General features: G+C 39.9%; 21 protein-coding genes. 7 read left to right on the top strand and 14 right to left on the bottom strand.

Going from position 1 to position 25,778, the window contains the following annotated elements; translation table 11 throughout:
• Positions 1-837, bottom strand: a complete 837-nt coding sequence (locus BW935_RS04985) for an alpha/beta hydrolase (RefSeq protein ID WP_076499119.1) — start codon at positions 835-837, stop codon at positions 1-3.
• 169 nt (positions 838-1,006) lie between these two features.
• A complete protein-coding gene (locus tag BW935_RS04980) occupies positions 1,007-1,846 on the bottom strand; it encodes a 1,4-dihydroxy-2-naphthoyl-CoA synthase (RefSeq protein WP_076499455.1) in 840 nt (279 codons plus the stop codon).
• Positions 1,847-1,941: 95 nt separating this feature from the next.
• On the opposite strand from BW935_RS04980, the gene BW935_RS04975 reads away from it, so the two are divergent.
• The 3 genes from BW935_RS04975 to BW935_RS04965 are packed head-to-tail and all read left to right on the top strand — an operon-like array spanning position 1,942 to position 4,654.
• Positions 1,942-3,021 carry an AMP-binding protein gene (locus BW935_RS04975; RefSeq protein WP_076499117.1) on the top strand — a complete coding sequence of 360 codons (1,080 nt, stop codon included), beginning with the start codon at positions 1,942-1,944 and terminating at the stop codon, positions 3,019-3,021.
• Between the two features lie 41 nt (positions 3,022-3,062).
• Complete coding sequence (locus tag BW935_RS04970; protein ID WP_245802640.1) at positions 3,063-3,428, top strand: DUF2141 domain-containing protein; 366 nt, start codon at positions 3,063-3,065, stop codon at positions 3,426-3,428.
• A 32-nt stretch (positions 3,429-3,460) separates the two neighbouring features.
• Positions 3,461-4,654 carry an ATP-grasp domain-containing protein gene (locus tag BW935_RS04965; RefSeq protein WP_076499111.1) on the top strand — a complete coding sequence of 398 codons (1,194 nt, stop codon included), beginning with the start codon at positions 3,461-3,463 and terminating at the stop codon, positions 4,652-4,654.
• Positions 4,655-4,936: 282 nt separating this feature from the next.
• Here the strand turns inward: BW935_RS04965 and BW935_RS04960 are convergent, their stop codons facing one another.
• The gene (locus BW935_RS04960; RefSeq protein ID WP_076499109.1) at positions 4,937-5,368 is read right to left on the bottom strand and encodes a hypothetical protein; all 432 of its coding nucleotides are present in this window, start codon (positions 5,366-5,368) and stop codon (positions 4,937-4,939) included.
• Between the two features lie 109 nt (positions 5,369-5,477).
• Between BW935_RS04960 and rluF the strand changes: the two genes are divergently transcribed.
• The 3 genes from rluF to BW935_RS04945 all read left to right on the top strand — a co-directional run bounded on the left by rluF (position 5,478) and on the right by BW935_RS04945 (position 7,829).
• On the top strand, positions 5,478-6,212 hold the full coding sequence (gene rluF / locus BW935_RS04955; protein ID WP_076499108.1) for a 23S rRNA pseudouridine(2604) synthase RluF: 735 nt from the start codon (positions 5,478-5,480) through the stop codon (positions 6,210-6,212).
• A gap of 162 nt (positions 6,213-6,374) precedes the next feature.
• The gene (locus tag BW935_RS04950; RefSeq protein ID WP_076499106.1) at positions 6,375-7,133 is read left to right on the top strand and encodes a hypothetical protein; all 759 of its coding nucleotides are present in this window, start codon (positions 6,375-6,377) and stop codon (positions 7,131-7,133) included.
• 15 nt (positions 7,134-7,148) lie between these two features.
• Positions 7,149-7,829, top strand: coding sequence for a YiaD family glycine zipper/OmpA-like lipoprotein (locus tag BW935_RS04945; protein WP_076499104.1), 681 nt, complete (start codon positions 7,149-7,151; stop codon positions 7,827-7,829).
• 185 nt (positions 7,830-8,014) lie between these two features.
• Here BW935_RS04945 and BW935_RS04940 read toward each other — a convergent pair whose 3' ends face one another.
• Positions 8,015-8,794, bottom strand: a complete 780-nt coding sequence (locus BW935_RS04940) for an XRE family transcriptional regulator (protein ID WP_076499103.1) — start codon at positions 8,792-8,794, stop codon at positions 8,015-8,017.
• The gene (locus BW935_RS04935; RefSeq protein ID WP_076499101.1) at positions 8,794-9,039 is read right to left on the bottom strand and encodes a hypothetical protein; all 246 of its coding nucleotides are present in this window, start codon (positions 9,037-9,039) and stop codon (positions 8,794-8,796) included. The genes BW935_RS04940 and BW935_RS04935 overlap by 1 nt, the downstream gene beginning before the upstream one ends.
• A 317-nt stretch (positions 9,040-9,356) precedes the next feature.
• Between BW935_RS04935 and BW935_RS04930 the strand changes: the two genes are divergently transcribed.
• Positions 9,357-10,025 (top strand): hypothetical protein, encoded by a 669-nt coding sequence (locus tag BW935_RS04930; RefSeq protein ID WP_076499100.1) that lies wholly within the window; start codon positions 9,357-9,359, stop codon positions 10,023-10,025.
• 51 nt (positions 10,026-10,076) lie between these two features.
• Here BW935_RS04930 and BW935_RS04925 read toward each other — a convergent pair whose 3' ends face one another.
• From BW935_RS04925 to BW935_RS04885, 9 genes are all read right to left on the bottom strand, one after another.
• Positions 10,077-10,994, bottom strand: coding sequence for a DUF4249 domain-containing protein (locus tag BW935_RS04925; RefSeq protein WP_076499099.1), 918 nt, complete (start codon positions 10,992-10,994; stop codon positions 10,077-10,079).
• Positions 10,995-10,999: 5 nt separating this feature from the next.
• A complete protein-coding gene (locus BW935_RS04920) occupies positions 11,000-13,312 on the bottom strand; it encodes a TonB-dependent receptor (protein ID WP_245802639.1) in 2,313 nt (770 codons plus the stop codon).
• A 150-nt stretch (positions 13,313-13,462) separates the two neighbouring features.
• Positions 13,463-15,982, bottom strand: coding sequence for a replication restart helicase PriA (gene priA / locus BW935_RS04915; protein ID WP_076499096.1), 2,520 nt, complete (start codon positions 15,980-15,982; stop codon positions 13,463-13,465).
• Between the two features lie 290 nt (positions 15,983-16,272).
• On the bottom strand, positions 16,273-16,608 hold the full coding sequence (locus tag BW935_RS04910; RefSeq protein WP_076499094.1) for a hypothetical protein: 336 nt from the start codon (positions 16,606-16,608) through the stop codon (positions 16,273-16,275).
• 115 nt (positions 16,609-16,723) lie between these two features.
• Positions 16,724-17,023, bottom strand: coding sequence for a helix-turn-helix domain-containing protein (locus BW935_RS04905; protein WP_009033879.1), 300 nt, complete (start codon positions 17,021-17,023; stop codon positions 16,724-16,726).
• 4 nt (positions 17,024-17,027) lie between these two features.
• Positions 17,028-17,135: a type II toxin-antitoxin system RelE/ParE family toxin gene (locus BW935_RS18850; protein ID WP_394333607.1), complete on the bottom strand. Its 108-nt coding sequence runs from the start codon at positions 17,133-17,135 to the stop codon at positions 17,028-17,030.
• Positions 17,136-17,579: 444 nt separating this feature from the next.
• Entirely contained in the window at positions 17,580-18,563 is a 984-nt protein-coding gene (locus BW935_RS04895; protein ID WP_076499092.1) for a GSCFA domain-containing protein, read from the bottom strand.
• 787 nt (positions 18,564-19,350) lie between these two features.
• Complete coding sequence (purL, locus tag BW935_RS04890) at positions 19,351-23,034, bottom strand: phosphoribosylformylglycinamidine synthase (protein WP_076499091.1); 3,684 nt, start codon at positions 23,032-23,034, stop codon at positions 19,351-19,353.
• Between the two features lie 166 nt (positions 23,035-23,200).
• Positions 23,201-25,615: an alpha-ketoacid dehydrogenase subunit alpha/beta gene (locus tag BW935_RS04885; protein WP_076499089.1), complete on the bottom strand. Its 2,415-nt coding sequence runs from the start codon at positions 25,613-25,615 to the stop codon at positions 23,201-23,203.
• Positions 25,616-25,778: the final 163 nt, after the last annotated feature.

The following is a 25,778-nucleotide window of genomic DNA, read 5'->3' as shown; positions in this document are numbered from 1 at the left end:
TCATATTCTATCTTTTATCCATTGAATAATATCATCCATGATTTGTTCTTTTTCGAATTCATTAAGCAATTCATGATAAAGGCCTGGGTATCGATTGTAAGTTTTATCTGATGTTTCGGCACGTCGAAATAACATTTCAGTTCCCATTGGATTGGTCAGTTGATCATCGGTACCATGGAGCATAAAAACTGGAAGTTTAAATGCCTCAGCAGCATCCTCAATTTCTCGCATCATCCTCAGAAGTTCAAACCCAGTTCTCGCGGGGATCGCTTTGGAATAGACCAAAGGATCCTCATTGTACTTTTTGACCTCTTCAGGATCGTGAGAGATTATCGAACTATCCAATTTCAATACCTTGAGCTTCGGAGCTACCTTACTGACTAGAGAAGAGATGGCTATGAGAGATTTGGAAATATTATCAGCAGGCTTGAGCGCCGCAGCGCTCAAAATCACACCTCTTGCATCAGGTTGATAACTGATCACATATTTAGCAACCAAACCTCCCCCCATACTATGTCCAAATATAAATATTGGAATGTCCTTCAAATAGGACTTGACCTTGCCAAATAGGGCATCAATATCTTTCAAGTAATCTTCATGATTTGCAAAATAAGCCGTCGGCCTTGGTTGAGAGGACTTACCATGTCCCCTACCATCAAATGTAAACACTGCAATACCTTCTTTGATCAACCTGTCAGCAAAATGTACATACCTACTGCTATGTTCTCCCAGCCCATGAACTAAGAGCAAGGATGCTTTTGGTTGCTCAGGAATCCAAGCTTGAAGGTAGAGCTTCAATCCGTCATGAGTAGAATAATTTGTCTCTAGGTAGTTCATTTGAATTGTAGATTTTAGATTTTAGATTTTAGTTTCTATCTAGAAAATAACTAGAATTCTTAATTCGAAGACAATGCTGTTTCTAGAAAAACACTTGATTTTTAATATTTCTAAGTCTTGTTTCTTTTCTATGGTTTCTTAAAGATCTACCTTCAAAAATCTTAAATTCTTAAGGTATCCACTTCACATCCTTGAAATTCGGCTTTCTTTTTTCTAAGAATGCATTTCTTCCTTCCTTGGCTTCATCCGTCATATAGGCCAACCTAGTCGCTTCACCGGCAAACACTTGCTGTCCGACCAAACCATCATCAGTAAGGTTGAATGCAAACTTGAGCATTTTGATGGATGTAGGAGATTTGGCTAGGATTTCCTGAGCCCATTCATAAGCCGTATCTTCCAGCGCTGCATGAGGTACAACGGCATTGACCATTCCCATGTCATAAGCTTCTTGGGCAGAGTAATTTCTTCCCAAGAAAAAAATCTCTCTTGCTCTCTTCTGACCAACCATTTTCGCCAAATAAGCAGAACCATAGCCGCCATCAAAACTGGTCACATCGGCATCAGTTTGTTTAAAAATCGCATGTTCTTTGCTCGCTAAAGTCATATCACACACCACATGAAGTGAATGTCCCCCTCCTACTGCCCAACCAGGCACAACAGCTATTACTACTTTTGGCATAAACCTAATCAAACGCTGAACCTCCAAAATATTCAATCTGTGATAGCCATCTTCACCTACATATCCCTGATGTCCTCTAGCTCGCTGATCGCCACCAGAGCAGAATGAATATACACCATCTTTTGGAGAAGGTCCTTCAGCAGAAAGTAAAACCACCCCTATCGAGGTGTCTTCCATGGCATCATAAAAGGCATCATAAAGCTCGCTTGTAGTCTTAGGACGGAATGCATTTCTTACTTCAGGTCTATTGAAGGCAATTCTAGCTACACCATCACATTTCTTATAAGTAATATCTTCGTATTCCTTGGCAGTTTTCCAGTTGATTGTCATGTCTACTTTGTTTTTTATTTTTTTGCAAGATAACAGGCTTCGCTGAATTTTGTTGAATTTTAGGAAAGGCATTACCTTGCATAGATCTTAAAAATATGGGGCAAATAATCTTAGAACATCAGACTTTCTCTTTCAACGAGATTCTTGCTGGAAAATGGCAAGTAGAAGCACCTTATTTCAAAGAAAGCCTCTTATTTTGTCAAGATTGGTTGTCTGGCAAACAAGAATTTGTCTTGAAAACCTCAGGCTCTACAGGAAACCCAAAAGATATTCTTGTCACAAGAAGCCAAATGGAAAAATCAGCAAAGGCTACGGCTGAGTTTTTTAAGATCCCAACTCAGCCTCTCCTGTTAGGCTGCATCAATACTGCAATGATAGGTGGTAAAATGATGCTTGTAAGAGCCATGGAGTGGGATGCCAGTATTTATCTTTGCCAACCTTCTAGCGATCCTTTAAAGGAGGCATGGTTGCAACAGCCCTATGATTTTGTGGCCATGGTACCCATGCAGGTGGAGTCTAGCCTTCGAAGTCAGGAACAAACCCAATTCCTCAGAAAAATAAAGACTCTGATTATAGGCGGAGCCACATCTTCTCCAAAATTGGTAGCAGAAATCAAAAAAGCTAGACTCAATGCTTTTCAAACCTATGGCATGACCGAGACAGTCTCCCATATCGCATTAGCAAAAATAGAATCGGGTGATTTGATCTATAGCGTACTTCCTGAAGTAAAGATAGGAGTTGATGATCAAAGCTGTCTTTGGATAGAAGCTCCCATGGCGCAAGAAAAAAGGCTCCAAACCAATGATATCGTTGAACTGGTTGCTCCTACAAGCTTCAAGTGGTTAGGAAGAGCTGATTTCATCATCAATTCAGGAGGAGTGAAAATTCACCCTGAAATCATAGAAAAGCAAATAGAAAAAATAATTGCTGCTAGCCTAGGTCCTATCAATTATTTTATAATTGGCGAAGCTGATGAATACCTCGGTCAAAGAGCCGTTTTGATCATCGAATCTGAGCTATACCAAAAGAAGGAACAGGAATTGCTCGAGGTTTTAAAATCAAATCTAAATAAATACGAATCCCCTAAGAAAATCTACGGAATACCTTCTTTTCAAAGAACGGATTCAGGAAAAATAAACAGACACGAAACATTCAAACTATGTGGACTCAATTGATTTTAGTGATGTTTTTAGCTTTTGGAAAGACAACTAACCAGATGGCAGAACTAAATTTAACTGTAGATAAAATAAAAAGTGATATAGGGGTAATCAGAGTTTTGGTATTCAATCAAGAAAATGGATGGCCGGATGACCCATCAAAAGCCATCCAAAGTGCAACCCTTGTTATCAACCAAAACCAAGCTTTTTATACTTTCAAAAACTTACCAGCAGGCAGATACGCCATTGCTGTAATTCATGATACGGAGAACAAAGGCAAATTGAGAGTCAATCGTTTTGGAATTCCTCAGGATGGTTATGGTTTCTCCAATAATGTAACGGGAACTTTCGGACCTCCTTCATTTAGTAAAGCTACATTTTCCTTGACCACTGGTGTAAATAGACAAACAATCAGTCTTCGTTAAGCTTAATTTTGCCTTTTAATCATCCCAAACTTATGATTCTTTTAGATTACCCATTTGTTTCAGATTTCCTTCTCGAAACAATCGAGCAATTCCAGTATCCGGTAGTGGCCACACAGCAAGCAAAAGACTGGTGTAAAAACAGAAACATCAATTTCATCTCTGAAAAAGAGGCTGAAAAGCGCATTCAACAAGATCCTAAAATTGCGATATATACCAATTCTGAAAATTCTATCAGCTGGGTGCAGCAACATGCCCAGGGCACTAGATTTCCAGAACTAATAGATACATTCAAAAATAAATTCCGATTTAGAAAACTCGTAAGCGATATCTTTCCCGATTACTATTTTCGATCAATCCCTTTCTCTGAATTAAAAAATATCAATCCAAATGATCTGCAATACCCATTAATTGTAAAACCTGCCGTGGGATTTTTCAGCATTGCTGTGCATAAAGTAGATAGACCCGAAGACTGGAATGGAACAGTAGACCAAATCATAGCATCAATAGCCTCTACTCAAAGCCTCTATCCTAAAGAAGTGATTGACAATACAGACTTTATCATTGAAGCATACATCAAAGGTGAAGAATATGCATTCGATTGTTATTTTGATAAAAATGGCGAGCCTGTTATCCTCAATATCCTCCACCATGTATTTATTTCTGAAGAAGATGTCAGCGATCGCTGGTATTACAGTTCTGAGGAAATCATCAATAAGCTTCATGACCCATTGATGGATTTCTTAAAAGCAATAGGTGAAAAACTCGAAATCAAAAATTTTCCACTTCACATTGAGGTCAGAGTAGACCAAAATGATCACATCATACCAATAGAAGTCAACCCAATGCGATTTGGAGGCTGGTGTACTACTGCTGATTTAACTTGGTTTGCATATGGCATTAACTCATACCAATATTTCTTCGAATCTAGAAAACCTGATTGGGAGGCTGTCTTCAAAAACAAGAAGGATAAAAAGTACAGCTTGATCCTATTGGATAAGTCACATCAATTCAAGAGGGAAGAGATTGAGTCCTTCGATTATGAAAAGATCGCCGCAGACTTTGAAAATCCCATACATGTCAGAAGGTATCCATTGAATGAATTTGGGGTATTTGGATTTTTATTTACCGAAACCAGCAAGGAAAACGAAAAGGAACTACATGATATCCTTCACTCAGATTTAGAGGATTATATAATTTTTAAAAAAGAAAAATTCTTGAGCCAATAAATCGATAGATTTGATTTTCGAAGGGTATAGATCTATATATTTAAATCAATGTCGTTTAGATAAGACTACAAATTGAATTTAAACTTTTCCAAAGTTGAATAAAATGTAAAAACAAAAATTGTTGACAAATCGGAACTTTGGAAATTTACCCTAAACTAAACGACATTGATATTTAAATAGTGATTTACTACTGGGGCTTGCCTATCAAGCACAAAAGTCGATGGTTACAAAATACAACCATCGACTTTTTCAGTATGCCTTATTTAGTTTTCTGGATTAACATCAACTCTTGTAAAAATCTCGAACAAATGCTAAAAGCTGATTATCGGTCATCTTATCTGAATTTTGAATAGATACCCACTTGTTTTTCATGCTTTTGTTTTCTGCAATTCTATTTTTGAATTGATCTTTGGCAGTCCCTGGCCCAAACAATAAGATATCATCATAAGCCGAAATCTTATTTTCTAACATCTTGAAATACTCGTTCAATTCATTCTGAGTGATGTTATTTTTCCGGTATTCATTATTTGACATATGCTCAGGGTTGGGAGAGAACTGGTGCGTATCATTTTCTTCTCCTTCTTCCCTTTTTATCCTTTCGTGAGGGGAGATGAGCGTTTCTAGAAATTGAGCTTCACCTTCATGATATCCTATAAAATGCGCTTTGGATAAGTCTAACCATATTCCTACTGACTTGAATTGCTTTGTTTCCATATAGATTAAGGGTTTAAAATGTGTCTCACTTAAAATTAACGATTTATCAGTCCTGATCAAAAGAGATATTCCTGAAATAAGCCCTAAATTTGCATGAAACTCCGAATTCATGGATCAATCAGAAGCTACCCGAGTCAATAAATATCTCAGTGAAGTAGGATACTGCTCGAGAAGGGCTGCGGACAAACTTATTGAACAGGGCCTTGTCACTATCAACGGGAAAATCCCCGAAATGGGTACTAAAGTATTCCCCGGAGACCAAGTGAGAGTAAAAGGAAAGCTGATTTCGCCACCAAGTTCAGACCATGTTTACATCGCTTTCAACAAACCAATCGGTATTGTCTGCACTACTGATGTAAAGGCAGAAAAAGATAATATCATTGATTATATAGGACATCCTAAAAGGATCTTTCCCATCGGAAGATTAGACAAACCAAGTGAGGGGTTGATTTTCCTTACCAGTGATGGCGATATTGTCAATAAAATCCTTCGTGCGGGCAACAACCATGAAAAAGAATATGTAGTCACTGTGAATAGGCCTATTGGAGATGACTTTGTGAAAAGTATGGAAAATGGCATTCCAATTCTAGGAACAGTGACTAAAAATTGTAAAGTAAGGAGAATTGGCAAAAATAAGTTCAACATCATCCTCACTCAAGGACTCAACCGGCAAATTCGAAGGATGTGTGAATACCTGGGCTACGAAGTCACCAAGCTCAAGAGAATTAGAATCATGAATGTACAGCTTGATCTTCCTGTGGGAAAATGGAGAGACCTTAGCAAAAAAGAAATGGAAATCATCAACGAAATGGTCGCTAATTCCTCGAAAACATTTGAGGAGTAGTAATTACATAAACAAATTATCCGCAATTATACGCGTTTTAAATAAGGACATTTGATTTGAAGTGGGTGGATCAGACATGGTCGACTGCAATTCGAAAACAATTAGGTTCGAGTATATTTGATTACATGCTAGAAAGCGGAATTTCATAAAAACAGAATTAATATGCACTTAAAAACAGATGACTTATTGAGGTTGGAGATAGATTTTGACTCAGGGAGTATTCCCCCACCCTTTAGTCATAGATTCAAATTGAAGCTCAATTTTGAAAAGAATTTCCTCAATACGGCTGTGGATATGGAATACACCCATAGAGAAGAATTGACAGAAGAAGAAATTCTGAACGAGGGATTCACCCTAGATGATGATTACCATTGGGTAGGCGAGTTGCATAATGCTTGGGTCGCACCAATCAAAAAACTCTACATCAAATCTAAATGGTCCAATAAAAAAATAGATGAAGAAGAGGGGGGGATCAGAATCCTAGCCAAAGACATCCATGGCAAGATTGCCAGAACTGTTCCACTCAATCAAGAAGATTGGAAGATAGAGTCCCAAGAGATCATCCAAGCTATCTTCGAAACCAGCAAGCGAGAAGCACCTCTTACAGTCAACTTCCTTCATATCACTTCGGATTCAAGTTTAGAAATTGCCCTGACGATGAAGTTTTCTATAAGAAAAGCCTTTGCATTGATCAATGGCTTAGAAAAAGAACTCAATTGGGAAAAAACTAAAGAACTCCTCACTAACGTCTATTTACCTGATTATGATTACGATATAGCCAAAGAAAATAAACCTACCAAAAGAGGAACTTATATCGACTGTGGTGATGGTTTTTGGCATGAATTTGGGAAAGGAATTTATAACATCGACGCTTCTTATGATGCAGTCTATAAAATCAAAGAAGGGTTTTTAAACTTATAACCAACTTTAATAGCTATGAAAAAGCCTAAATTCATCAAGAGTATTTTCGCCCAAATTTTAGGGGTGGTGTTTCTATTCAGCTGTGCTAGCTGGAATAATACAGAAAAAGGCGCTGCCATAGGCGGTGGAACTGGGGGAGCAATCGGAGCAGTAATTGGAAATAAAAGTGGTCAAGCTGGTAAAGGTGCTGCTATAGGAGCAGTAGTCGGTGCTGCTGCTGGTGCTGCTGTGGGTATCTATATGGACAAGCAAGCCAAGAAAATAGAAGAAGAAGTAAAAGATGCTGAAGTAGAAAGAGTAGGTGATGCCATCAAATTGACTTTTGATTCTGGTATTCTATTTGGATTTGATTCTTATTCGTTGACTCCTGCATCGCAAGAAAACATCATGAAGTTTGCAGAAATCCTCAAAGAATATCCTGATACAGACCTATCCATAGAAGGTCATACTGACAACAGAGGATCCTATCAGTACAACCTTGGACTATCTGAAAGAAGGGCAGCTTCCGTAAAAAACTACCTAAAAATGCAAGGTATTGAAGATAAAAGAATGACTACATTAGGTTTTTCGTTTGATAAACCTGTAGCTACCAACGACACTGACGAAGGACGTGCTAAAAACAGAAGAGTTGAAATTCTGATCACAGCCAATGACGTCTTGATCGAGAAAGCTGAAAAAGGTGAAATTGAAAATTGATATAAAAGTGATTGAAAATTGTTAAAGGAGTTATTGAAACATAAAAAAACCGGTAGATTACCGGTTTTTTTATGTTTCATACTTTTGGGCCTTCAGAATATTTTCACTCATTCATTTTTCTAAAACATCGAAATGAAAGAAAAAGCTTTGTCAAACAATTATCAGTTTTCTATAAATAAGCATAATCAATTTCGAGAACCTTTCATCTTGACGATCTCAGCTTTCAAGTCTAGTATCATTTTGGATAAGTCTTCATTGGTAACAGGCGTATTCTTGTCCTTAGGGTTTGGGAAATCAGTGCTGATAAAAGCTTTGGCCTCCCAAACTTCCATCACATCCTCCCCTTTGATCTCGTAAGGCTTGTAGTGTTCATTGTCAGAAACCAGAAATAACTTTCCATTTTCCTGCAAATAATTAAATACCCGCTTATACACTACGCCCTCAGTAATTGTCACGAGGACGTACGTTTTTCCACTTTTGATAGCTGATAACTGCTCAATATAGCTTCCTATAATCAAAGTCCCTGGCACAAGGGGTAGCATACTATCCCCTGCTATTTCAAAAGCTCTGTAAGATTGATTGGTAGCAAGATGAGGCAAACGAAACTGTGGAAGCTGCTCCATATACTCAGGATCTGCAAAACCATTGAGGTAACCTGCGGAAGCCTTTTGACCTACCATGCTGATATGCTCATTATCTTCCTTGTCCACTGCTATGGTCAGTACTTTAAGCGGTTTTTGTTGTAAAACTTTCCTACCCTTCTCCTGTATATCATGATGAAGCAATTCATCAATAGACACCATAAAAATCTCAGAAATCTTAGCCAAAGCTGTAAGTTTTGGTTCAGACCTTCCATCTTCATAAGCAGATATCATGGTGCGCTGCACGCCGAGATTTTCAGCAAGTTCCGATTGGGTGATCCCCTTGGTAGTTCTGAGGAACTTAAGATTCTTAGCCAACAGCATTAAGCAGAGTAGAGATAAAAGTTATGATCTTCTTTCACTGGATTCTTCACAGAAAATGGGTTGCTCATTTTTCTCTGCTCCATCCTATTCTTGATTTCCTCTATGATCTCTCCCACCGACTTAGGCTCACTGACTAGCAAATAGCCATATTGTGGCTTTTGCTCATCCTCTATAAAAAACTTCACTTGACAATTGCCTGATGGCAAGGTTTTTTGAGTCAAACTGATTTTTGCGATCTCTTCCATAGCTTTTGCGTTTTAACAGTAGCTAAGATAAGAAAGTTATTTTAAATAACATATATGTGTTTATAAAACCAACACTTAATTGACATTAATTGTCGTAATTTTAAATAATCATAGATTTGGACTTCTGAAATTTCATCAATAACAACCTGATTGTCCACTTTCTTACCAGTTAAGTAGAAAATAAAATCTTTAGAAAATCATAAATCAGTAACTGCTATTCAGCAGAATAAAACATTTTTAAACTAAACATAAACTTTTCATATACTAAAGTCGTAAGCTTACCTGAAAACAATTATTTATTTATTAAATCCTATTCTATGAAAATCAAAATTTTATTAGCTATTCTATTATGTTCCAGCTCAGTAGTCATGGCTCAATCAGAAGATGAAAATGAAATGCGCGTTTACAATTATGAGGAAACCAAACACGAACTTGCAGTCAGCTTACTTCCCATCTTAAGAGGAGAAGTGCCTAGCTCACTATTTTACAGGAAAAATTACCTTAGCCCGAAAGGTAGAAATATGGGATTCAGAATGAACATGGTTTTTCAGAATGAATTCAATTCTAATTTTCTATTCGAAGAGTTAGTCAATTTTAGAAAAAATAGAGAACTGACCTACGAGATCACCATGGGGCTTGAGAGACAAAAATTCATCAATGATAAATTCATTGCCTATGGAGGTGTTGACCTTGGATTTGGTTTTGCCAATGCCAGATTTTTTGATAGAATTGGACAACCTGCAGGAGAGAGTGAATTTTTCAACATTGATGTCATGAGGTACAGCGCTGCGAATTTCTGGGGAGTCAAATATCACTTCAATCCAAGATTGAGCTTTTCCGCAGAAACTGGTTTTGAAGTTTTTTATGCCAATTATGTCTTCAAAAATGGAAGTTCATTTACCCCCACAGACCGAGAATCAGGGCCAGAGACTTTTGGGTTGAACTTACTTCCTCTCAAAGCACTGAGGATTTCTTATCATTTTTAAAAATAAGCTGCTTGGTGAATTGATCAATTCACCAAGCAGCTTCTATCACCTTCACCTCACTTGATATACAAATGGTGCCTGAGCTGAGTATATTCCTAGTCCATTTGGTATATTGGTAAAGACTTGTACCGGCTGAGCAAATGGATCGCCATCATTCCAGTTTTGTAAATTAAAAGTCGTCTGATAGAGATAATAACTCCTTGAAACTGATTTCAATACAACATAACTTTCCACCTCAACATCTAAATCCACACCCCCACTTCCTGGGTCATATGTAAAGGGACTTCCTGAGGCAAACATCTCCATTTCAAAAGTGTTGCCATCAAATAATCTATCATTAAAAAGTATCGTAAAACCTCCATATTCTTGCTGATATACGGGATTTTTAGCTGTCAAGTAGATCGGCTGTTGATTTACATACTCCACTATTTCACCAGACTGATTTGTATACTGGTATTTTTGAATATTGAAAGCATAAATTTCATAAAAATTTTCTCCAATAGGATCATCAAATACCAAGCTGATGTCTTCTCGTGTATTCCACTCCAATTCTACTATCCCGTTGATCTCAAATGACTGAATAGGTACAGTGACTGGCACTGTCTCTGTCACACTGATGGCATCATAACCTGGCACTTCCACAATCAGTTGGTACAGTGATGCGGCTTCAATTGTTATTGCATCATTGCCATACTTCCCAATTTCTGGGTCAAATTCGAGTATATAAGTATTGCCATTGTGAATCATCCGAACAGTGGCATTGGCTATGGGTTCATAATTATAATTATTATCCAAGATATGCTTACTGAAAGTCAATCTTACTTCTGGGCTCTCCGAAGCAATCAAAGAGCTGCTTACCGTAACTTTGGGTCGATCAAATGGTATATCTAGATCCACTACGGTCTCACATGCCAGTAAGATGATGAAGGCAAATAATGCAAAAGAGATATGTTGATAGCAGGTTTTCATCACAATTAGAATTTAAAGGTATAAGCAAATGAAGGGATGACAGGGAAGAGACTGTATTGTACAATTTTCCTATTACCACTTCTATCATAGCTCAAGTCCATAAAGAAAGGATTCATCCTATTGTAGGCATTGTATATTCCCAAGGTCCATTTACGCTGACCCCATCGGGTATCTTTCCACCAGCTAAAGCTGAGATCTAATCGGTGGTAGGCACGGTTTCTAAAATTATTTCTACTCTCATAGTACTGAACCTCTGGCCTCCAGGTAGAACCCCACCTGACAGACTCTGCTCCTTCATATCGATGAACTGGCAAAGACACCGCATTGCCTGTGCCATATACCCAGACCAATGAAAAATCCTTATTATCTTTCCAATCATGGGTCAAGGCAATACTGACATCATGTCTTCGATCATATTTATAAGGAAACCACTCTCCAAAATTGATTTCATCAAACCTCCTTGTTGTATTAGACCAAGTGTAACCTACCCAACCTGAAACTTTCCCGAGCTTTTTTTGAGCCAACAGTTCGAGACCATAGCTCTTACCTTCTCCGACTGCCACTTTCTGCTGCCAATCCTGATCAATATTCAAATAAGTGGCTCCATCTCTATATTCTATCAACCCATCCATAGTCTTGTAGTAGGCCTCTGCACTCAATTCAATCCCTTTGAGGCTTTTGAAAATACCAAGTGCTCCTTGCACAGACCGCTGAGGCCCTATCTGTGGAGTAGCTGGCACCCACAGGTCTGTCGGTAGCCCTAGGCCTGCATTGGTCAGCAAGTGGATAAACTGCGCCATGGTGACAAAAGACCCCTTGATCGAGGTAGTCTCATTGATCAAATACCGAGCAGCCAGTCTTGGCTGGAGAGAGGTATAATGCTGTCCATCTGTCACAAATCCAGAAAAATGTACCCCTACATTGGCTTTGAGTTTAGGATTGATATTGAGGTCATCTTCAGCATAGATGGCATACTCAGTTGAATTCAGCTCTTCTGAACCTAGGGTAATGTTGCTGTTTTGCTGGTTACTTTTGCTGGCATATACGCCTGGAGAGAACTTATGCAGGATCATATTAGCACCAAACCTCACGTAGTGATCAGGATTGGGTATAAACTCAAAATCTGCTTTGGCCGCCCAATCTCTAATTCCAGAAAAATATTGCTCAGCATAAAAAACACTTTCATTAACTCCAGGGCCAGTTCCTTTTTCTTGATACTCACTAAATAAGTCAAAATGATACCTACTGTAAGTAAAGGTATAATTGGCAAAAAGTCTGTTGTTGATCACATTGTTCCATCTCAAAGCCGTGATGAAATTACCCCACTTCAAGCCAAATTCATCTTCGTAATCTGATCTCACGTCATTATTTACATAAAAATTTTTGTACCTCGCATAAGCCTTATCATCTCCCGAGTAGACGCTAAGATACAGTCTGTTTTTGTCATTGATGATGTGATTGACTTTGCCATTGAGGTCGTAGAAATAATAGCCCACGGTCTCGTTACCAGAAGTAGCAGCTGCCACAATCGGTCTGGCTAGTATATCCAGATAGGTTCTCCGAGCGGATAAGATAAAAGATGTTCTATCCTTCACAATAGGTCCTTCTAGAGTTAGCTTAGAAGCAATCAGCCCGATAGATCCTTCTCCTTTGAACTCCTTCATATTCCCTTCCTTCATCGTCACATCAATGACGGAAGATAGTCTACCTCCATACCTTGAAGGAAACCCTCCCTTGATCAGCTCCACATTGTTGATCGCATCAGCATTGAAGACGGAGAAAAAACCGAAGAGGTGTGAGGCATTATAAATAGGCACACCATCAAGCAAAATCAGATTTTGATCAGGTCCTCCTCCTCTTACATACAGTCCACTCGCCCCCTCAGTACCCGACTGTACACCTGGCAGCAACTGCAATACTTTAAAAACATCCACTTCCCCCATCAATGCGGGTAACTCTTTGATCTGCTTGATGGGTACATTGATCGTACCCATCCTAGTGACTTCTTGAATGGGATCCATCTGCTCAGCAGACACAACAAACTCATCGAGTAGCCCATCAGCCAATAACTGAACATTGATCAGGGTATCTCGCATAGCTTTGAACTGAATCCTCGTAGTCTGGTAGCCTATAAAGCTAAAAAACAGGTCTACACTATCTGTGCTTGTAGTGTAAGAGTAATAACCAAACTGATTGGCGACGGCACCTTTTTGAGCCACTTTGTCAAAAACATTAGCGCCAATCAATGCCTCATTGCTGGCAGCATCTCTGATTGTGCCACTGATCGTGACTTTTTGAGCAAAAAGTTCGCTGCACAAAAGACAATATATCAAACTTAATAAACAGTACTTCTTCCCCATAAAATAAAATTGCTGGTAAATAAAATCTAGCAAATGTAATTAAAACTAAAAAATTGAGAAATTTTTTTATTATATTTTTAAAATTAAATCTACAAATTTTCATAAAACTCAATAAGGATCTACATCCACTACCACCCTGACACTTCTGTACTCCTTATTGGCGTACATTTCTTCTAATATCCTCTGGAGTTCCTGCTTGAATACGGCTTGAGCATTACCAGATTTGTCTAATTTGACGAGGCTTTCGAAGATGTATTGATTCTTGATTTTTCCGATCAGTCCTTTTTCAGGACCCAGCATGATTTTTCTGACTTGTATATCGCTCAGTAGGTTATGTAAATGCCTCGCTGCTTTCTCAGCTGTTTTATAATCCTTGTGCCTACTCGATATTTTGATCAGCTTGACAAATGGAGGGTAAAAAAACTTCTGCCGCTCAGTCATGTCATTTACATAGAAGTTTTTATAATCACCCTTCATCACTGCATCAAATACATAATGATCTGGCTTGCGGGTCTGTATGACCACAGTCCCCTTTCTCTCCCTTCTTCCAGCCCGACCGGCTACCTGCGTGATCTGCTGAAATGCTCGCTCACCAGCCCTGAAGTCAGGAAAATATAAGATCCGATCCGCATCAAGTATACCTACTACCGTCACTCTATCGAAATCTAGACCTTTGGTAATCATCTGGGTACCGACCAAAATATCTACATTGCCAGCACCAAAGTCTTCCAATAAACGCTGGTAACCATACTTACTCCTTGTCGTATCCAAGTCCATCCGGGCAACTCTTGCCTCAGGAAAAAGCAAAGCCAAACTCTCCTCTATCCGCTCTGTGCCGAGCCCTACTGCTGCCAACTTCCCGCTACCACAGGCTGGACAGACCTTGGGTACATTCTCCTTGAATCCACAGTAATGGCACCTCATCTCCTCACTGAACTGATGGTAGGTCAAGCTCACATCACAGTGCTCACACTCTGGGATCCAGCCACAATCTTCACATGAAATATAGGGTGCATAGCCCCTCCTATTTTGGAAAATTAGCACTTGCTCTTGCTTGTTGAGTGCCTCTTGGATCTTCTCCCTCATCACCCTAGTAAAATCAAGCTTTAGCAAGTTCTTCTTTTTATCCACCAAAATGTCAGACAAAATATACTCAGGCAACTTCGCATCACCATAGCGCTGATTGAGTTGGATATAGCCGTACTTCTTGGTTCTGGCATTGAAAAAGCTCTCAAAGGATGGTGTCGCAGAACCAAGTAGCGTCTTCGCTTGATGCAACCATGACAGCATGATAGCTGCATCTCTTGCATGAAACCGTGGTGCTGGATCATACTGCTTGTAAGAAGATTCGTGTTCTTCATCCACAATCACCAAACCCAAGCTGTCGAATGGCAAAAATATAGAAGACCTCACACCAACCACAAAAGCAAACTTTCCACTGATGACACCATTCCATACCTCCACGCGCTCATTGTCAGAATACTTCGAATGGTAGACGCCCATTCTACTCCCAAAGACCTCCTGCAGCCTTCCCACCATCTGCGTGGTCAGCGCAATCTCAGGCAATAGCAATAGCACCTGACTGCCACTCGCCAAAGCCTCTTCTATCAGCTTGATATAAATCTCCGTCTTCCCACTTCCTGTGATCCCATGGAGAAGGTTGACTTGATGATCTTGAAACCCTTGCTTGATCTCATTTAGCGCACGTTGCTGCTCTTCAGAGAGCTTGATCTCCTCACCACTTCCTTCCTTGTCCTCAAATCTACTGATGATCAGCTTATACTCTTCCATAACCCCATTTTTAATCAAGGTTTTCAAAGAACTCATAGAAAGTCCTGCATCAGCAATGACTTTCTTTTCGACGCCTTTTGAGTTCAACGCTGGATTTTGGTATACGGGAATTTCTTGGAGGTATTTGAGCAATACTTCTTCTTGCTTGGGCTTAGCAGCGATCTCTTGAAACAAGCGCTCTAGGGCTTGCTTATCACTCGCATAAGGATGACAAAGCCTAATACGATTCTCAACCTTGGGCGTATACTTATCCTTGACTTGCTCAAAGATGATGATGGCCTCTTTGATCACCAGGCTTTTTAATATACCATGAATGGTCTTGACTCCCACCAACTCCTGACAATCCTCGTAAGTCAATTCTGCCTTGGTAGCCAAAGCCTGCAGGATGACTTCTTCCCTTTCGTCCAAAGGATATGGAGAAGTATCCGCATCGTAGGTAGGGTTCAGCTGAACCTTGCTCTCACTGCTGAGCTTGAGACCAGCTGGAAGAGCTGCATTCATCACTTCCCCAATATGGCAACAATAGTACTCCGCCATCCATGCCCAAAACTTGATCTGCAAAGGATTGACCATGGCATAGGTATCAAGCACATCGAGGATGGTCTTAGCTTCATATTCCTTTGGTGGCTTCTGATGGACCTTACCAATGATGCCTGTGAGTACTTTTTTCTGCCCAAACTGCACCATCACCCTATAACCAATTCCCACTTCCTCTGCAAGATTGCGAGGAATCTTGTAGGTAAACATCTTGGGAATGGGCACAGGCAGGATCACATCAGCAAAAAGCCGAGATTTTTCATCCTGGGGTTCGTAAGTATCGCCAAATAAACTTTCCAAAAATCTGAATTTTGATTGGTTCTCAAATTAGGGTCAATCCAAAAAGACCTTTAGGCAAATATAGGGAAATGGTATTGGGGAATTAGATTTTAGATTGCAGAATTTATGTTGCAGTTTGGATAAAAAAGCCAAAAACTCTCAAACCAAATCCCATACCTTCAATATTTTCTTATGGTTCTAAGAAAACATGTATTTGTCCTGTGTATTGCCTTATAATCTAAACACCTAAGAAAAGTAGAAGAAGTGTAGATCAGGGACTTTTTTTTGGACTAGCCTAGATGGAACATTTGCTAGTCAAATATTTCTTCTTTCTTGTAAATCTCCAAAAAGTCATGAATTTTCTTTATATATTTTCTCTTAGGGTAAATTAAATCTGTTTTAATCGGAGTATTTCCAAAGATCCCAGTGTATTTTTCATCTGTTACAATTCTTAATTCTTTGACCCACTCCGGGTCAAACGCTACAAGCATAACACTATCAAGTTTTATTTTACAGTCCTGATCTAATACTACATAAAACTGTTTCTCTTCCGCATATAAAACACTTTCTGGGGGCATTTTACCATCTGTATCAGACTGACCATAGGCCAAAATAGGAAAAAGTACTAATATGAAAACCTTCTTCATTTTTAAGTTTCTTAAAGTTAAACCCTAGCTTTTTAAAGATACCAAACTTTCAATTTACTCGGAACCGCCCGCTGTATCCAAGGTGATGTTAGAGTGCGTTATCCCTTTCACTCCACTAAAGGAAAGTTAATCCAATTCTTTTGTTTAGACCTTGTTCAAAAATTCGGATCAATGTCGATAACTGGATATTCCCTTTTCCATTTTCAAGCTTTGAAATATAACTTTTCTTTGTTCCTGCTTTTTCCGCCAATTGTTCTTGAGTCAGATTTGCTTCCTTCCTCGCTTCTTTTAGCATTTCGCTGATGATGAACATCTGCGCATTCTCTTCATACTTATTCCTGCTTTCACTTCCAATTTTACCGTGTTCCAGTTCAATCAATTCATCGAATGTTTTGACTTTGCTATAATCTTTCATAGTGTTATTTCTTTGTTTGGAAATATTCCTTCATTAATCTTTCTGCTTTCTCTATTTCCTTCTTCGGGATCTTCTGAGTCTTCTTTTGAAATCCGTTAAAAAGGACTACCAGCTTTCCTTCATCAAAACAGCAGATCCCGATAGCTATCGGGACTATAAATATTTGATTGGTATTCCACCCTCACTTCAAATAACCCTTCAGTTCCTTCAAGATGCTTGAGAAACTTCTCGGGTACCCTTTACACTTGCTTGATCAGTTCAAAAACATACTGAATCTTACTCTTGACCTTTTCATTCTGGCTTTGGTAAAATTCTATAAAGTGGTTTTCATAAAAAATTATCTTTCTTACCATATCTAAAAAGTTATCTCAAAAGATAACATATTCCAAAAATGGGACGTTCTTTTAATGCAATCTAACGAGATTATTCCCGAAACTAATTGCGCTATTTGTTCCAAATGGCATGCTTTGCGCAACTCATTGCGAATATTTTTTAATTATACCTAAACATACCGAATTCAACTTAATAAAAAAACAATAAGTTGCTGGACTCCAGACTACTTCCTAAAATCTACCTGCTTTCTCAACTGATCCATTTCCTTAGAGAAGTCGAAGAATTGGCTGAGTCGCTCTAGCTTTTTGTTGAGGTTTTCTAAAAACTTCAGATGTGAAGGGCTCTCGGGATTGAATGGACGATGTGCCAGCTCTCTCCTGATTTGCTCGATCTCTTGAATCATGGGATAGGCAGCTGGCGCAATCCAAGCCTGCTTGAACCGCTCCCAAATATAGACTTCAGCTTCATCTGTGGGATGGGTCTTGTCAGACTTATAAAATCTATAGTCTCTCAGTTCATCCATCATGATCTCGTAACTCGGGAAATAATGGACAAAATCAAAAGATTCAGAAATATCATGGCAAGCTACACGTAGTAGGCTCTTGCTTACTTGATTCTCCATGATCCCATCCTTCAGGTGTCGGACTGGACTGACGGTGAGGATCACTTGGATATTGGGGTTAAATTCCCTAAGGAGATTAAAAAACCCAATATAGGTCTTGTGAATTTCATCAAGGTTCAGTAGGCGCTTTTCAAATAATCCAGCAGGCTGCTTGTGACAGTTGGCCACGAGCTGATTTACTTCTCCATATTCATACACCCATGCCGTCCCAAAAGTAATCAGCAAATGACTGGCTTGCTCCAGCTGTGTCTTGGTCAAGTGTTGCTTCTTGTGGATCAAGCGCTCCAAGGAATCCTTGCTGTAGGCAGAGATATCCGAATGCATCCCAAAATGCAGGTATAAAGAATCCCTCACCAAGACCATATCCGTATTGACAGGCATCTCAAGTAAGGCATCTTCCAGAACTTGGGAGATGGAAATGGGATTGAAAAGTGTACCAAATGGATTGTTGACTACATCAAACTTCCGATCACTCAGCCTATCTCCAATCATGGTCGAAAAGCAGGAACCTATCGCATAAAGCTGCGAGTGATGATCGATTTTGGGTTGAAAATCAGGTATATCGAAGTTGACCGTCCATTGCATGACTTAAAATTAAGGAGAATCGTGAGATATAGATAATGGTTGGGAGAAATTTATGGGGAAAGTTAGAAAGTTGGAAGGTTGGAAAGTTATTACAACGGTTATTAGGTAGAAGTTGCCCATCTCAGCGGATCGCATGGTTTATTATATAGGGAAAATTGAATTTTAACTCATTGAAGTTGTTTGTGATTCTCTCTAATCCTAAAAGCATAGACCCCTAATTGGCTAAAATGTCGAAGTGATATTTATCATTTGATAAGGTGATAGGGTTCTGACAGGGTCGATCATTTCGAAATTTTTTAACTTTTTAGTCCCAATGCCCGGTACAAATTCCCCCGAACTCTCAATAAATCAACTCTTAATTGTGGATGAAATATCTATCTCCCATTTTCCCTAACCTCTTTTCCGTTGCGTTACACCGTTGCGCTCGTTGCGAGAACTAAAGCAATTCCCAAAAATCATGTAATCGCTAAAGAGCCAATTATTTAGCATTTTTTTAATTTTCTAATCTCATTGCTCAGGAGTAACTCTTCCAACTCCTAATCACTCAATCAACTAAATACAAAAAAAAGACCATTGAGTGCACAATGGTGTACTCAATGGTCACCTATGAATTACACCCTTACAACGTTCAAACCTCCTAACCCCAATCTTCCAAACTCTTTTTCGACCTCATAAGAAAGACCTTCGAGGTTCAAAAAAACCTCAAAGGTCTAGAAAATCACGAATACGCCAAACTTTAAAACATTTCAACCTTCAAACTGTGGTCTTCCAATCTTCAATTCTAAAATCACTTTTCACTGCTCACCCACTTGAAGGCATTAACAAAAGCCTCTACCCAAGGAGTGATCTCTTCATCAGCTCGCTCTGCGGGATAGTGAGGCCAGTTCCAAGGCTTTAAAGAACGCTCTATATGCGGCATAATAGCCAAGTGTCTGCCATCTGCAGAAGCAATCCCTGCAACAGCATGATCTGATCCATTTGGATTGCCTGGATAGGCTTCATAGGAATAAGTCATCCCCACATGATAATCTGACAATGCCTTTGGAAGGGAGAATTTACCTTCTCCATGTGCTATCCATACGCCAAGACGCTGACCGGCAAGGCTCTTGAACATCACTGTATCATTCTCTGGAATATTAACATTGACAAAGGCTGACTCGAACTTGTGCGATGCATTATGTAGCATTTTTGGCTTCACATCGTGGTCAGGAGTTACCAAACCTAGCTCCACCATCAACTGACAACCATTACAAACTCCCAAACTCAAGGTGTCTTTTCTAGCGTAGAAATTATCCAAGGCTTGTTTTGCCTTTTCATTGTAAAGGAAAGCACCAGCCCAACCTTTTGCCGAACCGAGTACATCAGAATTAGAGAAGCCACCGACAAAAACGATCATCTGCACATCTTCCAATGTCTCTCTGCCAGAGATCAAATCAGTCATGTGTACATCTTTCACATCAAAGCCTGCCAACCACAGCGAATACGCCATCTCTCTATCCCCATTTACCCCTTTTTCACGAATGATTGCAGCAGTTTTGCCTGATTTCTCTCTTCTGTATGGATTCAAGCTGAAAGCATCAAAAGTGCCCTCCCAATTTTCTCCAAAACTATATGCTAGTGGCTGATTTTTGTAATTTTTAAATCGCTCCAAGGCCAATTGCTCTCCAGATTGCTTTTTGTCAAGCAAATAAGAAGATTTGAACCAAGTATCTCTCATTTCTTCAACGTCAAAACTAAGGTCGAGGCCAGTAAGTTCAACTTTACCAGTTAAGTTAACATTGGCGATAGACACGAAGTCAATACCATGATTGGCCAAAACAGCCCTAGTTCTTTCTGGATTTTTCACCTGAATCAAAAGTCCAGGATTCTCAGCAAAAAGTGATTTTACGATATCTCTCCCGTCCAGCCGATCTATTTTGATCGTCAAACCTACTTGTGTAGATGGGAAGGTCATTTCTAGTAAAGCTGTAATCAATCCACCAGAAGAAATGTCATGTCCAGCTAGAATCTCCCCTTTTTCGATCAATTTCTGCACAGTCATAAATGCTTGTCCGAAGTAATGACTTTCCTTAATATCTGGTGTATCAGAACCTACTTTGTTCAGTATCTGGTAGAAACTCGAACCTCCCAGCTTCGGCTCATCTTTAGACAAGTCAATATAGAAAACCCTACTGCCATCGACTGGCTTCAGGTCAGGAGATACTACCTGATTGATATCTGAGCACTCCCCAATAGAAGAAATGATCACAGTACCTGGAGAGTAGACTACTTTCCCATCAGGGTATTTCTGTGTCATAGACAATGAATCCTTACCAGTTGGAATATTCACCCCTAAGTCTATGGCAAAATTGCTAACTGCCTCGACAGCACGATAAAGTCTATCATTTTCTCCTTTGTTCTTGGCTGGCCACATCCAGTTGGCACTGAGAGAAACACCCGCAAGTCCATCAGCAATTGGAGCCCAAACTAGGTTTGTCATGGCTTCTGCGATGGCCAGTCTTGAACCAGCTTCTGGATTAGCCAATGCAGCCACCGGCGCATGCCCAATTGAAGTCGCGATTCCTTTTTGACCTGTAAAATCTATGGCCATTACCGCTACATTGTTGAGAGGAACCTGTATCTCCCCTACTGTCTGCTGCTTGGCTACCCTACCAGTCACAGAGCGATCGACTTTGTTTGTCAACCAATCCTTGGAAGCGACGGCTTCAAGCTGCAATACTTCCTTGATGTATGATTTCAACTGACTGACATCATATTCAGCATCTTCAAAAGAGGCGTTGCCAGACTTGTCTTCAAGAATGGTCTTAGGCGAGCTACCAAACATATAGGCCAAGTTCCAGTCAACAGGTTTCTCTCCAGTCTGTTGATTCTCGAATTTGAAGTGCATATCACCAGTAGTCTCACCGACTACATAGAAGGGCGCTCTTTCTCTTTCTGATATTTTCTGAAGTAGTTCAAGGTTTTCCTTGCCTACGACCAACCCCATTCTTTCTTGGGATTCATTACCGATGATTTCTTTGGCAGAGAGTGTTGGATCTCCTACGGGAAGCTGATCGATGTGGATGGTACCACCTGTGGTCTCTACCAATTCGGATAAACAGTTTAAGTGCCCTCCTGCTCCATGGTCGTGTATAGAGATGATAGGATTTTCGTTGGACTCTGCCATGGCGCGGATCACATTGGATACCCGCTTTTGCATCTCCGGATTGGATCGCTGTATTGCATTGAGTTCTATGGCATTGGAAAACTCACCTGTTGCAACAGAAGAGACCGCCGAGCCTCCCATGCCTATTCTATAATTGTCTCCCCCCATGATGATGATTTGATCACCTTTGGCAGGATCATTTTTCTTGCTGTACTCACTTCTGGTAAATCCTATACCGCCAGCTTGCATGATCACTTTATCGTAGCCATGCGCCTTGTTTCCTTCTTCATGCTCAAAGGTCAATACCGACCCAGAAATCAAAGGCTGACCAAATTTATTTCCAAAATCACTCGCTCCATTAGAAGCTTTGATCAGGATATCCATAGGTATCTGGTAGAGCCAAGGTCTTGGTGCAAGGTTCTTTTCCCAGCTTCTACCAGCCTCGGAACGAGCATAAGAAGTCATGTAGACCGCAGTACCAGCCAATGGAATAGAAGCAGTACCGCCAGCCATTCTATCTCTGATTTCTCCACCCGATCCAGTAGCCGCCCCGTTGAAAGGCTCCACTGTGGTTGGGAAGTTGTGCGTTTCGGCTTTGAGGGAAATGACAGTATCTATGCTCTCAGGCTCAAAAAAATCTGGTTTATCTTGTGTTTTTGGGGCGAATTGTTGCGCTTTAGGACCTTGCACAAAAGCTACATTATCCTTGTAAGCCGAGACGATTCTGTTGGGATTTCTTTTCGAGGTTTCTTTGATGAGTTGAAAAAGTGTTTTTTCCTTTTCTTCACCATCTATGATGAAAGTACCATTGAAGATTTTGTGTCGGCAATGCTCCGAATTGACTTGACTGAACCCAAATACTTCTGAATCTGTCAAAGCTCTTCCTAATTGTTTGGAGACATTTTCTAAGTAATCTACTTCTTCCTGACTCAATGCAAGCCCTTCTGAAGCATTGTAAGCTTTGATATCGGTGACCTCCTTTACTTTCTCAGGCGCTACTTGTATATTGAAGATTTCCTGATCTAGCCCATTATAAGCTTTTTGAAGCATGGGGTCGATCGTATCTTGCTCCGAAATCGGGAAATACTCTTCAATTCTCTGAATCCCCTGGATCCCCATGTTGAGGGTGATTTCTACTGCATTGGTAGACCATGGAGTGATCATTTCTTTGCGAGGACCTGAGAACCTACCATCAACCTGTGCTCCTTCGAGCTGTTTGGCATCTCCGAAGAGCCAGGTGAGTTTATCAAGATCTTGTTTATTGAGTGGTTGTGGGGTCTGTACAGCGTATATGACTGCTTGAGGGGATTGGAAAAAGAGAATCATGTCCTGAGTTTTGGATGTCTTTTTTAGAAGAGGCAAAGGTAAACAATTGCCTCAAAAGGAGAAAGTATAAAAAGTCAGAAGGTTGGTAAAGTTTTGGATTATCCTAAAACAAAAAACCTGAAACTAGAGGCGCTTCAGGTTTTTTGTTTAAATCCAAAGATTAAGATTAAATCTGAGGGAATTTAGCTGGATTTACTTCGTGCATCATGGCGTAGACTTTCTCAACTATATCCTCAATAGAGGGCTTAGAGAAATAATCCCCATCCGAAGAATAAGCTGGTCTGTGTGCTTTGGCTGCAATAGTCGCAGGCTCTGAATCTAAGTGATAATAGGCATTTTGTCCTTCAATCACTTGCTGCATCATATATGCAGAAGCTCCACCTGGCACATCCTCATCAGCGAAGAGTACTCTATTTGTCTTCTGAATAGATCTTCCAATCACTCCTGTGGTATCAAACGGCAGCAATGTCTGCACATCAATTACTTCTACATCTATTCCCATTAAGGCCAATTCCTCAGCAGCATCCATCACGATTCTACACATAGAACCATAGGTTACAATGGTCAAATCAGTACCTGCTCTCAATATTTCTGGAAGTCCCAAAGGAACCTTCATTTCCGAAATATTAGAAGGCATCTTCTCTTTCAATCTGTAACCATTCAGACACTCAATTACTAAAGCGGGCTCATCAGCTTCCATTAAAGTATTATACATTCCTGCGGCCTGAGTCATATCTCTCGGAACACATAGCAACATACCTCTCAGTGAATGTAATAACATGCCAATAGGAGAGCCTGCATGCCATACTCCTTCAAGTCTATGCCCACGTGTTCTCACTATCAATGGAGCCTTTTGACCACCTTTTGTTCTATACTGAAGGGAAGCAACATCATCTGCCAAAGTCATCAAAGCATAATAGATGTAATCTAGGTATTGAATCTCAGCCATTGGTCTTAGCCCTCTGAGTGCCGCACCCAATCCCTGACCGATAATGGTACATTCACGAATCGAAGTGTCTGTCACTCTCAGCTCTCCATGCTTAGCTTGAAGCCCTGCAAATGCTTGATTCACATCTCCGATTTTACCCACATCCTCTCCAAATGCAAAAAATCTAGGGTCTCTTGTAAGCAAATCATCAAAACATGCTTGCAAAATCTCCCTGCCATCTACCAATGGGGCATCTTCTGCATATATCGCAGGAACTGAAGCTATATTTTCTACTTTAAATTCAGATTCACTGTAAAGATGGCTACTGTAGCGATCCTCATTAAGTTTTTGCTGCGCTGTATACCAATCCCTTAGATTAGCTTTGACAGTCTCTGAATCAGTTCTAAGCATCCAAAGTGCTCTCCTTACAGTTGAAATCACATCTTTTCTGATAGGATTGAGTGTTTTGGAAAGCTCCTCTGCAAGCTGATTGATACCTGATGGATTGGAAGAATTTGTTGCCGTTTCTTTTAAAAGTGCTACGGCCTCGTCAAGTTCAGACTTGATTGTTCCTGCAAATGCCTTCCATGCTGCTTCCTTTTGATCCTTGACATACTGCTTTGCTTCCGCGTCAATTTGACCAAGTTCTTCTTCAGAAGCAACACCTCTGTCAAGTAGAAATTCTCTAAATTTCAGAATACAATCGTGCTCTTTTTCCCACTGAAGCCTCTCTGGAGATTTATACCTTTCGTGAGAGCCTGATGTGGAGTGACCTTGTGGCTGTGTGACTTCCACTACGTGGATCAAAACTGGCACGTGCTCTTCCCTCGCAATTCTAGCAGCATTTTCAAAAGCCCTATCCAAAGCCTCGTAATCCCAGCCTTTGACCACAAAAATTTCGTAGCCTTTTTGGTCATCATTTCTTTGTAATCCCTTCAGGATTTCGGAGATACTTCCTTTGGTCGTATGGTATTCATTAGGAACCGAAATGCCGTAGCCATCATCCCAAACAGATACTACCATAGGAACTTGCAATACTCCAGCAGCATTGATGGATTCGAAAAACATCCCTTCAGATGTAGATGCATTTCCGATTGTACCCCAAGCTACTTCATTTCCCTTGTTTGTAAATTGAGTTAGACCATGTAGTCCTTCATTTTCCCTAAAAAGTTTAGAAGCATAAGCCAGTCCGAGCAATTTAGGCATTTGAGCAGCCGTAGGAGAAATGTCCGCAGAGGAATTTTTCATCTCCGCCAAGTTCTTCCAAGTACCATCGTCATTCAATGAACGGGTGGCAAAGTGCCCATTCATCAATCGACCAGCGGATGCAGGATCAGCCTCTACATCCGTATGTGCATAAAGCTGCGCAAAATACTCCTGAACGGTCAGTTGGTTGATGGCAAACATAAAAGTCTGATCACGGTAGTATCCAGCTCTGAAATCACCATTCTGGAAATATCTTGCCATGGCTAGCTGCGCCAATTCCTTTCCATCACCAAAGATGCCAAATTTGGCCTTACCCATGAAAACTTCCTTTCTTCCCATCAAGGAAGCTTGTCGACTTTCTTGAGCAATGCGGTAATCTTTCAAAAGTTGCTCCTTTTTCAGAGCTTTTTGCTTTTTGTTTTTTGCTGCTGATGCCACCTCTGTCATAATTTATAATCTTTACGCTATATTTGGGTTATTGTACTTCTTTTCCAAGTATTTCAAAAATAAAGAATTTTGTTATTTTTACAAACTGTCTAACAGAATAATTTTTAAATTTTTCGAAAATTTATTTTGTAAATATTTATAAAAACACATTTTAAAAGAATTT

The sequence above is a fragment of the Belliella pelovolcani genome, from assembly GCF_900156785.1.
Classification (GTDB): domain Bacteria; phylum Bacteroidota; class Bacteroidia; order Cytophagales; family Cyclobacteriaceae; genus Belliella; species Belliella pelovolcani.
Note: the sequence above shows the minus strand (reverse complement) of the source record. Positions and strands in the feature narration are given on the sequence as shown.